Annotated in this window: 11 protein-coding genes and 1 riboswitch; of the genes, 4 read left to right on the forward strand and 7 right to left on the reverse strand. The window is 72.6% G+C overall.

What is annotated here, in order from left to right:
* Window positions 1-15 precede the first annotated feature (15 nt).
* The 4 genes from J8403_RS13690 (at window position 16) to J8403_RS13705 (ending at window position 5,025) form a co-directional block, all read left to right on the forward strand.
* On the forward strand, window positions 16-1,692 hold the full coding sequence (locus J8403_RS13690; RefSeq protein ID WP_211123446.1) for a thiamine pyrophosphate-binding protein: 1,677 nt from the start codon (window positions 16-18) through the stop codon (window positions 1,690-1,692).
* A 169-nt stretch (window positions 1,693-1,861) separates the two neighbouring features.
* Window positions 1,862-2,587 (forward strand): ABC transporter ATP-binding protein, encoded by a 726-nt coding sequence (locus tag J8403_RS13695; protein WP_211123447.1) that lies wholly within the window; start codon window positions 1,862-1,864, stop codon window positions 2,585-2,587.
* Complete coding sequence (locus J8403_RS13700) at window positions 2,569-3,822, forward strand: hypothetical protein (RefSeq protein ID WP_211123448.1); 1,254 nt, start codon at window positions 2,569-2,571, stop codon at window positions 3,820-3,822. The genes J8403_RS13695 and J8403_RS13700 overlap by 19 nt, the downstream gene beginning before the upstream one ends.
* A gap of 105 nt (window positions 3,823-3,927) precedes the next feature.
* Window positions 3,928-5,025 (forward strand): LOG family protein, encoded by a 1,098-nt coding sequence (locus J8403_RS13705; RefSeq protein WP_211123449.1) that lies wholly within the window; start codon window positions 3,928-3,930, stop codon window positions 5,023-5,025.
* 97 nt (window positions 5,026-5,122) lie between these two features.
* Here J8403_RS13705 and J8403_RS13710 read toward each other — a convergent pair whose 3' ends face one another.
* The 7 genes from J8403_RS13710 to pyrH all read right to left on the reverse strand — a co-directional run bounded on the left by J8403_RS13710 (window position 5,123) and on the right by pyrH (window position 12,921).
* A complete protein-coding gene (locus tag J8403_RS13710; protein WP_211123450.1) occupies window positions 5,123-6,160 on the reverse strand; it encodes an ABC transporter ATP-binding protein in 1,038 nt (345 codons plus the stop codon).
* Entirely contained in the window at window positions 6,161-7,774 is a 1,614-nt protein-coding gene (locus J8403_RS13715) for an ABC transporter permease (RefSeq protein WP_211128233.1), read from the reverse strand.
* A gap of 95 nt (window positions 7,775-7,869) precedes the next feature.
* Window positions 7,870-8,943: a thiamine ABC transporter substrate-binding protein gene (locus tag J8403_RS13720; protein ID WP_211123451.1), complete on the reverse strand. Its 1,074-nt coding sequence runs from the start codon at window positions 8,941-8,943 to the stop codon at window positions 7,870-7,872.
* Window positions 8,939-9,043: riboswitch (TPP riboswitch) on the reverse strand. (Overlaps the previous gene by 5 nt.)
* Before the next feature lie 73 nt (window positions 9,044-9,116).
* Window positions 9,117-10,223 carry a dual-specificity RNA methyltransferase RlmN gene (gene rlmN / locus J8403_RS13725; RefSeq protein ID WP_211123452.1) on the reverse strand — a complete coding sequence of 369 codons (1,107 nt, stop codon included), beginning with the start codon at window positions 10,221-10,223 and terminating at the stop codon, window positions 9,117-9,119.
* 72 nt (window positions 10,224-10,295) lie between these two features.
* Window positions 10,296-11,477, reverse strand: a complete 1,182-nt coding sequence (locus J8403_RS13730; RefSeq protein WP_211123453.1) for a phosphatidate cytidylyltransferase — start codon at window positions 11,475-11,477, stop codon at window positions 10,296-10,298.
* Entirely contained in the window at window positions 11,477-12,034 is a 558-nt protein-coding gene (frr, locus tag J8403_RS13735; protein WP_059144208.1) for a ribosome recycling factor, read from the reverse strand. The genes J8403_RS13730 and frr overlap by 1 nt, the downstream gene beginning before the upstream one ends.
* A gap of 104 nt (window positions 12,035-12,138) precedes the next feature.
* Complete coding sequence (gene pyrH, locus J8403_RS13740; protein ID WP_014055206.1) at window positions 12,139-12,921, reverse strand: UMP kinase; 783 nt, start codon at window positions 12,919-12,921, stop codon at window positions 12,139-12,141.
* Window positions 12,922-13,021 lie beyond the last annotated feature (100 nt).

A 13,021-nucleotide genomic window follows, 5' to 3' on the forward strand; every position in this document is an offset into this window, starting at 1 on the left:
GAAAGGCCCCCACCCATGCCCACCGCACAGCGCGCGCGTCACGGCGGCGATCTCGTCGTGGAGTCCCTCACCGCGCTCGGGGCGAGCACCGTGTTCGGACTTCCCGGACAGCACGCTCTCGGGGCGTTCGACGCGCTGCGGCGGTCCGGGCTCACCTATGTGGGGCTGCGGGTGGAGAACAACGCCGGGTTCGCCGCCGACGCCTTCGCGCGTGTCACCGGGACGGTCGCGCCGCTGCTGGTGTCCACCGGGCCGGGGGCGCTGATGACGCTCGCCGCGCTGCAGGAGTCGGCGGCGGCCTCCGCGCCCGTCCTGGCCATCGGCAGCCAGGTGCCGACCGCGGGGCTCGGCGGCGGGCGCAAGGGCTATCTCCATGAACTCGTCGACCAGAAGGCGTCGTTCCGCGACATCGTCAAGTCCGTCCACACGGTCCGTACCGCATCCCAGATCCCCTCCGCGGTCGCCGCCGCCTGGGCGTCCGCGCTGGAGGCCCCCGCCGGGCCGGTATGGCTGGAGATCCCGCAGGACGTGCTGCTCGCACCGGTCGCCGTGCCGCCCGTGACCTCCCTGCGCGCCGAACCCCGGCCGCTGCCGCCCCGGCCCGAGCTGACGGCGGAGGCCGCGAGGCTGCTGAGCGCCGCCGAGCGTCCGGTGATCCTGGCCGGCGGCGGAGTGGTGCGCGCCGGGGCGCGGCAGGAGCTGCGGGCGCTGGCCGAGGCGCTGGACGCGCCCGTGGCGACGACCTTCGGCGGCAAGGGCGCGTTCCCCTGGGATCATCCGCTCTCGCTCCAGTCCTGGCTGGAGGACGCGCACACCACCGAGTTCCTGGAGGACGCCGACGTCCTGCTGGTCGTCGGCTCCGGACTGGGTGAACTCTCCTCCAACTACCACACGTTCCGCCCGCGCGGCCGCCTGGTCCAGATCGAGGCCGATCTCGGCAAGCTGGAGTCCAACCACCCGGCGCTCGGCATCCACGCCGACGCCCGCGAGGCGCTGGCCGCCCTCACCGAGACCGTCACGCCGCGCCCGCCGGGCACGGCGGCCAAGGCCGCGGCCGGGCTGCTCACCCGGGTACGGGAGCGCATCGACGCGCAGGGTCTGGAACTGGAGCAGCGGGTGCTGGGCGCGGTGCGGGACGCGCTGCCCGATGACTCCCCCAGCTTCTGGGACATGACGATCCTCTCCTACTGGGCCTGGTCGGCCTTCGATTCCCGTGCGGGTGCCCTGCACTCGGCGCAGGGCGCGGGCGGCCTCGGCTACGGCTTCCCGGCCGCCCTCGGCGCCGCCGCCGCGGATCCCGGACGGCCGGTGCTGGCCGTGTCGGGCGACGGCGGGGCGATGTACTCGATCGCCGAACTCGCCACCGCCCACCAGTACCGGCTCCCCGTCACCTGGCTGATCGTGGACGACGGCGGCTACGGCATCCTGCGCGAGTACATGACGGACACGTTCGGCGAGGCGACCGCCACCGAGCTGTCCCGCCCGGACTTCGTCACGCTGGCCGAGTCCTTCGGTGTCCCGGCGGTCCGTACCACACCCGAGCGGCTGCGCGCGGACCTCGCCGGCGCCCTGGCGGCCCCCGGGCCGTCGGTCGTGGTGCTGCCCGCGCTGCTGCGCATGTTCGCGCCCACCCACCTGGACCGGCTCGCCGACGGCCGCCCCGATGACGGCCCCGGACTCGATCAGGGCTGATCGGAGCCAGACCCCGATCAGGGCTGATCGGAGGAAATGGGGGCCACCCGCGCCGAGCCTGGGCGCGGGCCCCCACCCGAGTCCTTACCGTGCCAGTGACCCATTGGCTTCGCGCTCGTTCACCCAACCGGGGGAATGAGACGATCGCAGGTAAGGCGAGGTGCTCGGGATGGTGGCTCCGCCGGACGACGACATGCTCGCGGCACGCACCGTGTCGTATGCCTACGGCGGCTCACCCGCCCTCCTCGGTGTCTCCCTCGACGCCCGAGAGGGCGAGATCCTCGCCGTCACCGGTCCACGGGGCTGCGGCAAGACCACCCTCCTCACCTGCCTGGCGGGCCAACTCGTCCCGGACGGCGGGGAGGTGTGGTTCAAGGGCGTCCCCGTGCACAGCCTCCCCCCGCTCGGTCTCGAACGGCTGCGGCGCGACCACTTCGGCTGGATCGGCACCGAGCCCCACCTCGTCCCCGAGCTCACCGCCTGGGAGAACGCCGCGCTCGCCCTGATGCTGCGCGGCACCGGGCGGCGCGCCGCGAAGAGCGCGGCGTGCGAGTGGCTGGACCGGCTCGACGTCGGCGAATGCGCCAGGGTGCGGCCCGCCGCGCTGCTGCAGTCCCAGCGCCAGCGGGTCGCCATCGCCCGCGCCCTGGCCGCCGGGCCCAGCGTGCTCTTCGCCGACGAGCCCACCGCCCCGCTGCACCAGGCCGACCGCGCCCAGGTGCTGCGCACCCTCACCTCGGCGGCCCGCTCCCACGGCATCACCGTCGTCCTCGCGACTCATGACCAGGAGGTGGCCACCCTCGCCGACCGTACTGTCGCCCTGCTCGACGGGCGCCGGGTGGGCTCGGACCCCTCCGAGGCGGAAGGCAGGGCCGCGTGCTCAGCCTCCGTCTGACCCGCGGTGCCCGCCCGTCGGTGCTGCTGCGGCGGTCGCTGGTCACCGTCGCGGCGGCGGGCGCGAGCTTTCTGCTGCTGAGCGCCCTCGGGTTCGCCTCGGGCCATCCGGCGGACTCGCAGGGCGCGGTGGGGAGGCTGCTGTGGTGCCTCGTGCCACTGGCCGCGACCGTCCATCTGGCCGTCGCCGTGGGCCGCGCCGACCCCAGCACCGGGCCGGGCCCCGGTTTCGCCGCGGCCGGGCTCGGCCCGGCCCGTGCGGCACTGCTCGCGGCGGTCTCCATGGCGGCCGCCTGCGCGCTCGGCGGTGTGCTGGCGCTGCTGGTCTTCCTGTATCTGCGTGGCGACCTCGGCTCCTGGCTGGACTGGGCCGGAAGCGCGGCGGTCGGCCGACAGCTCGGCAGCGGTCGCCCGCTGCCCCTGGCCGGCACCGTGACGCTGCTCGCCGTCGTCCCGGTGCTGGTGGGCGCGGCGTGCGCGGCCGGGCTGTGGCCCCGGCAGCCGCGGGCCTGGCACCAGCCGCCCCGACAGCCACCGGGTGCCCGCCGCCCGGCGGTCCCGGCCCCGCCCACCGTCGTCACGGGGCCGGTCGCGCCCTGGCCCCACCGGGCCACCTCCGGCCTTCCGTGGGGCATCGCCCTGACCGCGGCCGGACTCGCCCTCCAGGCGTACGCGAGCGGCGACGCGCCCCCGCACCCCGACGCCCTGCTCGCCGTGCCCGGCCGGCTCGGCGGCAACCCGCCCGGTGTGGTGGGCGGCTGGGCGCTGGCGGCGCTCGGGCTGGTGCTGGCCGGGCCCGGTCTCACCCATCTGTGCGGCAGGCTGCTGGCCGTCGGGCGGCCTGGTGTGCTGCGGCTGCTGGCCGGGCGCATGCTCCAGCAGGAGGCCGGTCTGATCGGACGTCCGGTCGGCGCGCTGTGCGCCCTGGCCGCCGCCGGATACGCCGTCCTGGAGCTGTACGGAAGGGCCTCCGGGCCGCCCGGCGCCCATGCCTTCGGCCCGCTCACCGGTCTGGGCGCGGCGCTGGTCACGCTGTGCGCCGCGGCCACCACCCTGACCGCGGTCGTGGAGGCGAGGAGCGCGCGCGAGCGCACGACGGCCGCGCTGCTCCGCCTCGGCGCCCCGGCCCGGCTGCTCCGCGCGGCGGCCGCGCTGCGCGCGACGGCCCTGCTGGCGCTGCTGGTGCCGCTGGTGTGGGTGGTGGCGCATCTCACGGCGATGCCGTTCCACCGCTGAAAATCCGGGGCGTTGGTGTCCATGCCTGGATTGTGCGACCGAGGGGCCCCGTCGCGTTTGCCGCAATCCACAGCTCCCCACCTCCGGTGTGATTAGCATGTCGGCGTGCAGGAACCAGACCGGGAAATAGAGTCCATCGAGGAGTTCGACCAGGTCGTCGCCCGCGGCACCCTGGCCGGGTTCCGGGTCCAGTCCGTGGACCTGACGAGCCGTACCGCGGCGCTCCTCTCCACCGACACCAGCGAGGCGGTCTTCCTCGGCTGCCCGATGGAGTCCGAGGCGGCCGCGAAGGTCCGGGCCGGGAGTGCGCTGGTGTTCCCGCCGGTGCCGGATCTGCCGTTCGATCCGTACCGCGGCACCCTCTACTCGCCCGCGCAGCTCTTCGAGGGCCTCACCGAGCACGGTTACGCGCGGACGCCGGACGCGCTCGCCTACGCCTGGTTCCAGCGGACCAAGACCGACGGCGACATCTTCGCCTCGATGCTGCGCTCCATCCACGACGACGCGATCTCCGACGCGCTCGACGAATTCCTCGTCGGGACGCGGGTGGTGGGCGTCATGGGCGGCCACGCGCTGGAGCGCGGCTCCGACGGGTTCGCGGGCGCCGCCCGCCTCGGACGAGCCCTGGCCCGGACCGGTCTCACGGTCGCGACGGGCGGCGGGCCGGGCGCGATGGAGGCCGCGAACCTGGGCGCCTATGCGGCCCCGCACGAGGACGCGATGCTGGACGAGGCGCTCGAACTGCTCGGCAAGACGCCCTCGTTCCGGCCGTCCATCGGGGCGTGGGCCGAGGCCGCCTTCACGGTACGCGAGCGCTGGCCGGACGGCGGGGCGTCGGTCGGCATCCCCACCTGGTTCTACGGACACGAGCCGCCGAGCGCGTTCGCCTCGCACATCGCCAAGTACTTCGCCAACGCCACCCGGGAGGACGGCCTGCTGGCACGCTCGACCGCGGGCGTGGTCTTCCTGCCGGGCGCCGCCGGGACCGTCCAGGAGATCTTCGACAACGCGACGCCGAACTACTACGAGTCGCGCGGTGAGCCGACCCCGATGGTGCTGGTGGACCGGGACCACTGGACCCGGCGGCTGCCGACCTGGCCGCTGCTCGAAGCGCTCGCGGAGGGACGGTCCATGAAGGCCCGTATCGCACTGGTGGACTCGGTGGACGAGGCACCCGAGGCGCTGCTGTCCCTGCTGGGCTGAACCGACGTCAAGGAAGCCCCGGCGCGGGAGAGTTGTCGCGCCCGGGGCTCAGCGCGCTCCGGAGCACCAGCGTCAGGCCCCTCCGCAAGTCCAAGGGTCAGACCTCGGCGTCGAGCAGCACCACATCGGCCGGGTCGAAGGCCACCCCCACCCGGGCCCCCGCCTCCGGGGCGTCCCGCAGGGCGCAGGACGCCTCCAGGGGCGGCGCGGCCGGGTCCGGCAGCCGCAGGATGAGCGCCACATGGTCGCCGCGGAAGGTGCGCGTCTCCACGGTGCACGCCAGCCCCTCCTCGGGGTCCGTCAGCCGCACCCCGGCCGGGCGGACCAGCAGCCTGGTGGGGCCCGGCCGGGAGCCGGGCGGCACGGGCAGCTTGCCCCAGCGGGTGTCGGCGACGTCGCCGTCCACGATCGCCTCGACCACATTGTCGAAGCCGAGGAAGCGGGCGACGAACTCGGTGGCGGGCCGCTGCCACACCTCCAGGGGGGTGCCGGTCTGGGCGATCCGGCCGTTGTCCATCACCACCACCCGGTCCGCGAGGGCGAACGCCTCCCCCTGGTCGTGGGTGACCGCGAGGACGGTGGTCCCCAGCCGTGCGAAGAGTTCGCGGAGCTCCACCACCAGCCGCTCCCGCAGCCCCCGGTCGAGCTGGCCCAGCGGCTCGTCCAGCATCAGCAGCTTGGGCCGCGGGGCCAGCGCGCGGGCGAGCGCCACCCGCTGCTGCTCGCCGCCGGAGAGGGAGTCGACGGGGCGGCGCTGGGCGCCCGGAAGCCCCACCAGCTCCAGCAGTTCGGCGACCCGGCGGTCCGCCTCCGCGCGCCCCACCTTGCGCATCCGCAGCCCGAAGGCGACGTTGCCGCCCACGTCCCGCTGCGGGAACAGCTGGTGGTCCTGGAACATCAGCCCCACCCCGCGCCGATGCGTGGGCACCCCGCTCTGGTCCTGTCCGGCGAGCGACACCCGGCCGGCGTCGGCACGCTGCAGCCCGGCCACCACGCGCAGCATGGTGGACTTGCCGCTTCCGCTCGGGCCCAGCACACAGACCGTCTCGTGCTCGGCGACCTCCAGATCCACGGCGTCCAGCGCGTCGCGCCGGCCGAACCTTACGGTCACCTCGTCCAGTCGCAGCAGCGTCATTCAGAACTCTCCGGAACGGTCGGTGCGGATGCGTTCGAGCGCCAGCAGCGATCCGGCGCAGACCAGCATCAGGATCGTGCTCAGGGCCATCGCCTGCCCGTAGGAGAGCTGTCCGGCCCGGCCCAGGAAGCGGGCGATGGCCACCGGGAGGGTCGGCTGGTCGGGGCGGGCGATGAAGACGGTCGCCCCGAACTCGCCCAGGGAGACGGCGAACGCGAAGCCCGCCGCGACCGCCACGGCGCGGCCCACCAGCGGCAGGTCCACTTCCCGCCAGACCCGCCACGGGGACGCCCCGAGCACGGCCGCCGCCTCCCGGAGCCGGTGGTCCACCGCCCGCAGCACGGGCAGCATGGTCCGTACGACGAAGGGCACGCCCACCAGGGCCTGGGCGAGCGGCACCAGGACCCAGGAGGCACGCAGATCCAGCGGGGGCTCGTCGAGGGCGATCAGGAACCCGAATCCCACGGTGACGGCCGAGGTGCCCAGGGGCAGCATCAGCAGCGCGTCGAAGCCCTGTACCAGCCTGCCCGCCTTACGGGTGAGCGCGGCGGCGGCGAGGCCGCCCACGGCGAGGGCGAAGACGGTGGCGACCGCCGCGTACCGCAGGGAGTTCCCGATGGCCTCCATGGGGGCCACGAAGAAGGTGCCCCCGCTGTCGGCGGCCGACTCGAGCGCCTCGTAGTAGGTGAAGCCGTAGCCGTCGGGCCCGCTCAGCGAGCGTTCCACCAGCACCGCGAGCGGCGTCACGATCAGCAGGGCGACCACCGCCAGCACGCCCCACAGCAGCGCCCACTGCGCCGGGCCGTTGGGCCGGCGCGCCGTGCGGCCGGGGTCGACGAGCCGCAGGGCGCTCTCCCGGCGCCTTACGGTCCACGCGTGCAGGGCCAACACGGCCGCGACCGCGGCGAACTGGACGAGGGTGAGCACCGCGGCCGTGGGCAGGTCGAGCAGTTGCGCGGTCTCCCGGTAGATCGCCACCTCCAGGGTGGCGTAGCGGGGGCCGCCGAGGATCTGGATCACGCCGAAGGAGGTGAAGGTGAACAGGAACACCATCAGAGCGGCGGCGGCCACGGCGGGCGCCAGCGCGGGCAGCGTCACCCGGCGCCAGGCCGACAGCCGGCTCGCGCCGAGCACCCGCGCGGCCTCCTCCTGGCGCGGGTCGAGTTGGGCCCACAGCCCGCCGACGGTCCTGACGACGACCGCGTAGTTGAAGAAGACATGGGCCAGCAGGATCGCCCAGACGGAGGTGTCGAGCCGCACCCCCCACAGCTCGTCCAGCAGCCCGCCCCGGCCGAGCAGGGCCAGGAAGGCGGATCCGGCGACGACGGTCGGCAGGACGAACGGCACGGTCACCACGGCCCGCAGCAGCCCCTTGCCGGGGAAGTCGAAGCGGGCGAAGACATAGGCGCCGGGCAGCGCGACCGCGAGCGTGAGGGCGGTCGACGCGACCGCCTGCCAGCAGGTGAACCACAGGACGTCCAGCGTCGCCGGATCGGTCACCACCTCGGCGATCCGGCCGAACCGCCACTGCCCGCCGACGCGCAGCCCCTGGGTGACGATGGCGGCCACGGGATAGGCGAAGAAGACCGCGAAGAAGGCGAGCGGCACCGCCATCAGGGCGAGCCGGAGGGCGAGCGCGCGACGGCCGCCGCCGTCTGCCCTGTCGGCCTTACGGTGGCCGTCGGCCGCCTTACGGTTCTCGCGGGGCTCTACAGGACCAGCGAGGACCATGTCTTGACCCACGGCTCACGGTTCTTGGCGATCTTCTGCGGCGCCAGGGTGGCCGAGTCGGCGATCCTGGTCCCGTACCGGGTGAACAGCTCCGGCAGCTCGGCGTCCTCGCGCGCCGGGTTGACGTACATGTTGAGCGGGACGTCCTCCTGGAACCGCTTGCTCAGCAGGAAGTCCAGCAGCGCCTTGCCGCCCTTGGTGTTGCCCGCGCCGTTCAGCAGCCCGGCGAACTCCACCTGCCGGAAGCAGGTGCCCGTCGCCACCCCGGTGGGGGCCTTGGCGGGCTTGGTCTTGGCGTCGGCCACCTCGGCGGGCGGGCTGGAGGCGTAGGAGACGACGAGCGGCCGGTCGCCCTTGCCGCCGCCTGTCGAGCCCGAGAACCGGTCGTAGTACGCCTGCTCCCAGCCGTCGACGACCTCGACGCCGTTGGCCCGCAGCTTCTTCCAGTAGCCCTTCCAGCCGTCGTCGCCGTACCTGGCGGCCGTGGCGAGGAGGAAGCCGAGTCCGGGGGACGAGGTGGCCGCGTTCTCGGTGACGAGGAGGTTCTTGTAGGCGGGCTCGGTCAGATCCTCCAGCGTCCGGGGCGGCGCCAGCTTCTTGTCGGCGAAGTACTTACGGTCGTAGTTGACGCAGATGTCGCCGAAGTCGACGGGGGTGACGCGGTGCTCGGCCCGGTCGAGCTGAAGGGCCGCCGGGACCTTGTCGAGGCCCTTGGCCGTGTAGGGGGTGAACAGGTCGTTGTCGAGCGCCCGGGAGAGCAGGGTGTTGTCGACGCCGAAGAACACATCGCCCTGGGGGTGGCCCTTGGACAGGATCGCCTGGTTGACGGCGGCTCCGGCGTCGCCCCCGGCCTGCACCCGCACCTTGTAGCCGGTCTCCTTGGTGAACTCCTTGAGGACCGCCTTGGAGGCCGCGAACGAGTCGTGCGTGACCAGGGTGACCGTCTTGGAGTCCGCGCCGCCCTTGGAATCCCCGCCGCAGCCGACGAGCGCGCCCAGGGCCACTGAGCCGAGGAGGGCGGCTGAGACGGCACGCCGAAGCTGGCTGTTCATGGTGATGCTGACTCCCTACGCCGGTATGACCCGGATCAGGTCCGAGGGTCTGCGGCCGTGCCGCACTCTCAGCGCTCTGAGCGCTCCCCTGTCGGAATGTTCATTTGTACGGATGTTCAGTTCTACGACGATCGCATGATGCGACGATGCCCAGGCACCGTATCAGCCGGTCCTCAGCGCTCCGAAGCCGCCAGCTGCCCGCAGGCCCCGTCGATCTCCTGGCCACGGGTGTCCCGGACGGTCACCGGCACCCCGTGGGCCTCCAGGGCCGCCACGAACGCCTTCTCGTCCTCGGGCCGGGACGCCGTCCACTTGGAGCCGGGCGTCGGGTTGAGCGGAATGAGGTTCACATGCACCCGGCGGCCCTTGAGCAGCCGGCCGAGCAGATCGGCGCGCCACGCCTGGTCGTTGATGTCCTTGATCAGCGCGTACTCGATGGAGACCCGGCGGCCGGACTTCTCCGCGTACTCCCACGCGGCGTCCAGGACTTCGCGCACCTTCCAGCGGGTGTTGACCGGCACGAGGGTGTCACGCAGCTCGTCGTCGGGCGCGTGCAGCGACACCGCGAGCCGGCACTTGAACCCCTCGTCGGCGAAGCGCAGCATCGCCGGCACGAGGCCGACGGTCGAGACGGTGATTCCGCGCTGTGAAAGGCCGAGGCCGTCGGGCTCGGGGTCGGTGAGCCGGCGGATGGCGCCGACGACGCGGTTGTAGTTGGCCAGCGGCTCGCCCATGCCCATGAAGACGATGTTGGACAGCCGGGCAGGACCACCGGGGATCTCACCGTCACGGAGGGCCCGCATCCCGTCGACGATCTGGTGCACGATCTCGGCGGTGGACAGATTGCGGTCCAGCCCCGCCTGGCCGGTGGCGCAGAACGGGCAGTTCATCCCGCAGCCCGCCTGCGAGCTGATGCACATGGTCACCCGGTCCGGGTAGCGCATCAGTACGGACTCCACGAGCGTGCCGTCGAAGAGCCGCCACAGGGTCTTGCGCGTGGTGTCGTCGTCACAGCTGATGTGGCGCACCACGCTCATCAGCTCCGGCAGCAGCCCGGCGGCCAGCTTCTCGCGCGCGGCGGCCGGTATGTCGCTCCACTGTGCGGGGTCGTCGGCATAGCGCGCGAAGTAGTGACGCGAGACCTGACTGGCCCGGAAGGGCTTCTCCCCGAGGGCGGCGACGGCCTCCCGGCGCTCGGCGGGTGTGAGGTCGGCAAGATGCCGCGGGGGCTTCTTGGCCCCACGCGGCGCGGCGAAGGTGAGTTCTCCGGGCTTAGGCATGGTTCACCCAGTGTCGCAGACGCACGAAGGGCCCCGCGCCAGGTGTGGCGCGGGGCCCGTGGGCCGGGGTCGTCAGCCGCCGCCCACGAAGATCACCAACAGCAGCCACACCACCGGCGCGGTGGGCAGCAGCGAGTCGAGCCGGTCCATGATCCCGCCATGGCCGGGCAGCAGCTTGCCCATGTCCTTGATGCCGAGGTCCCGCTTGATCATGGACTCGCCGAGGTCGCCCAGGGTCGCGCTGACCGCGACGGCGAGGCCGAGCAGCAGGCCCTGCCACCAGACGCCGTCGTCGATGAGGTACTGCATGCACAGCGCGCCCGCGACCATCGCGAAGGTCACCGCACCCAGCAGCCCCTCGCGGGTCTTGCCGGGGCTGATCCGCGGCGCCAGCGGGTGCTTGCCGAAGCGCCAGCCCACCGCGTACGCCCCCGTGTCGCTGACCACGGTCAGCAACAGGAAGGTGAGGACCCGCCACGGGCCGTCCTCGGTGTCCAGCATGAGCGCCACGAAGGTGGCCAGGAACGGCACGTAGAAGGCGGAGAAGACGCCCGCGGTGACATCCCTGAGGTAGTTGTCGGGCGGCTCGGTCATCCGCCAGACCAGCACCGCGAGCGCCGTGAGCGCCACCGCCACCACCGCGCCCTGGGCACCGCGCACATAGCCCGCGACGATCATGGCGACCCCGCCGACCGCGAGCGGCACCAGGGGGACCCGGATGTCCTTGCGCTCGGTCAGCCGCGAGGTCAGCTCCCAGAGCCCGACCACCACCGCGACCGCTACCACGCCGACGAACACGGGCTTGTAGATGAAGAGCGAGGCCACGATGATCACGCCGAGGCCGATGCCCACCCCTATCGCGGCGCGCAGATTACGGCCCGCGCTCTTCTTCCCCTGCCCGGCACCGGCGCCGTGCGCGCCGCCGTCCGCGGAGGCCGGGTCGGGCGCGGGGTCGGGGGGCGTCGGCGGGCGTCCGGCGGGCTGCCGGGGTCCGGGCTGCGGCTCCCGCTCGTCGCGGAAGAGGGGGCCGCTCAGCCGAGCGGCCCCCCGGTCACGGTCGGCGGCCTCGCCGGAGTCGCCGCCGCCTGCGTGGGGCACGGTGGGCATGGGGCGAGTCTGCGCCGCTTCACCCACCTCGTGCGCGGGACCCGCCGAAGAAGGCGCCGCTACCCAGCCATAGCCGGGGGAGGTGCCCTGACCGCCCGGTCCCCGGAATCCGGCGCTTGGTGGGGCCCCCCAGGAAGAGTCGTTCATCAGACCTCGAGCAGCTCGGCTTCCTTGTGCTTGAGCAGCTCATCCACCTGCGCGACATACTTCGCCGTGGTGTCGTCGAGCTCCTTCTCGGCGCGGCGCCCCTCGTCCTCGCCGACCTCGCCGTCCTTGATCAGCTTGTCGATGGACTCCTTGGCCTTGCGCCGGACGCTCCGGATCGAGATCTTCGCGTCCTCGCCCTTGGCCTTGGCGACCTTGATGAACTCCTTACGGCGCTGCTCGGTGAGCTCGGGGAACACCACCCGGATGATGTTGCCGTCATTGCTCGGGTTGACGCCCAGGTCCGAGTCCCGGATCGCCTGCTCGATGTTGCGGAGCGCGGTCTTGTCGAACGGCGTGACCACGGCCATGCGCGGCTCCGGCACCGAGAACGACGCCAGCTGATTGATCGGCGTCAGCGCACCGTAGTAGTCCGCCACGATCTTGTTGAACATCGCCGGGTGCGCACGCCCGGTGCGGATCGCGGCGAAGTCCTCCTTGGCGACCACAACGGCTTTCTCCATCTTCTCCTCGGCCTCGAGGAGGGTCTCTTCGATCACCACTTGCTCCTGGTGTTATCAGTAAGCAGAGCCTCGCCCCTGCGTGCGTCTTCTCCTGCACGGTGTCCGACCGGCAGGCCGTTGTCCATCCCCCGTTCGAGCCGTCAGGCCCGGGAGCCCTGGTCGCTCACCAGCGTGCCGATCTTCTCACCCTTCACCGCGCGGGCGATATTTCCTTCGGCCAGGAGCTCGAAGACGAGGATGGGCAGCTTGTTGTCCCGGCAGAGGGTGATCGCGGTGGCATCGGCGACCTTGAGGTCCCTGGTGATCACCTCGCCGTACTCCAGGGCGTCGAACTTCACCGCGTCGGGGTTGCGGGCGGGGTCGGAGTCATAGACCCCGTCCACGCCGTTCTTCCCCATGAGCAGGGCCTGCGCGTCGATCTCCAGCGCCCGCTGGGCCGCGGTGGTGTCCGTGGAGAAGTACGGCATGCCCATACCCGCGCCGAAGATGACCACGCGCCCCTTCTCCAGGTGGCGCACCGCACGCAGCGGAATGTACGGCTCCGCGACCTGGCCCATGGTGATGGCGGTCTGGACGCGGGAGTCGATGCCCTCCTTTTCCAGGAAGTCCTGGAGGGCGAGACAGTTCATGACGGTACCGAGCATGCCCATGTAGTCCGAGCGGGCCCGGTCCATACCGCGCTGCTGCAGTTCCGCACCGCGGAAGAAGTTGCCGCCACCGATCACGATGGCGATTTCGGCGCCGTCCCTGACCACGGCGGCGACCTCGCGGGCGATGGCGTGCACGACATCGGGGTCGACACCGAGTCCCCCGCCTCCGGCGAACGCCTCGCCGGACAGCTTCAGCATGAAGCGACCATGCTTGGCCGCACCGTGCGCGTTCTTGTCATCGGCGGCCTGTTTGGCGTCCGCGCCGTGATTCATTGGAGATCTCCTCGTGCACATACGAAGAAGGCCACTGCCGGACGGTCCTGTTACGACCTCTGCGGCAATGGCCTCCTCGTCACATCTGCGGCCGACCGGT

This window comes from Streptomyces yatensis (assembly GCF_018069625.1).
GTDB lineage: Bacteria > Actinomycetota > Actinomycetes > Streptomycetales > Streptomycetaceae > Streptomyces > Streptomyces yatensis.

Bases quoted from the DNA above. Each gene is read 5' to 3' on its own strand.
- rlmN (WP_211123452.1), bottom strand. From the start codon at position 10,223: ATGCCTAAGCCCGGAGAACTCACCTTCGCCGCGCCGCGTGGGGCCAAG.
- J8403_RS13710 (WP_211123450.1), bottom strand. From the start codon at position 6,160: ATGACGCTGCTGCGACTGGACGAGGTGACCGTAAGGTTCGGCCGGCGC.
- J8403_RS13720 (WP_211123451.1), bottom strand. From the start codon at position 8,943: ATGAACAGCCAGCTTCGGCGTGCCGTCTCAGCCGCCCTCCTCGGCTCA.
- J8403_RS13715 (WP_211128233.1), bottom strand. From the start codon at position 7,774: ATGGCGGTGCCGCTCGCCTTCTTCGCGGTCTTCTTCGCCTATCCCGTG.
- pyrH (WP_014055206.1), bottom strand. From the start codon at position 12,921: ATGAATCACGGCGCGGACGCCAAACAGGCCGCCGATGACAAGAACGCG.
- J8403_RS13695 (WP_211123447.1), top strand. From the start codon at position 1,862: ATGGTGGCTCCGCCGGACGACGACATGCTCGCGGCACGCACCGTGTCG.
- J8403_RS13690 (WP_211123446.1), top strand. From the start codon at position 16: ATGCCCACCGCACAGCGCGCGCGTCACGGCGGCGATCTCGTCGTGGAG.
- J8403_RS13730 (WP_211123453.1), bottom strand. From the start codon at position 11,477: ATGAACGACTCTTCCTGGGGGGCCCCACCAAGCGCCGGATTCCGGGGA.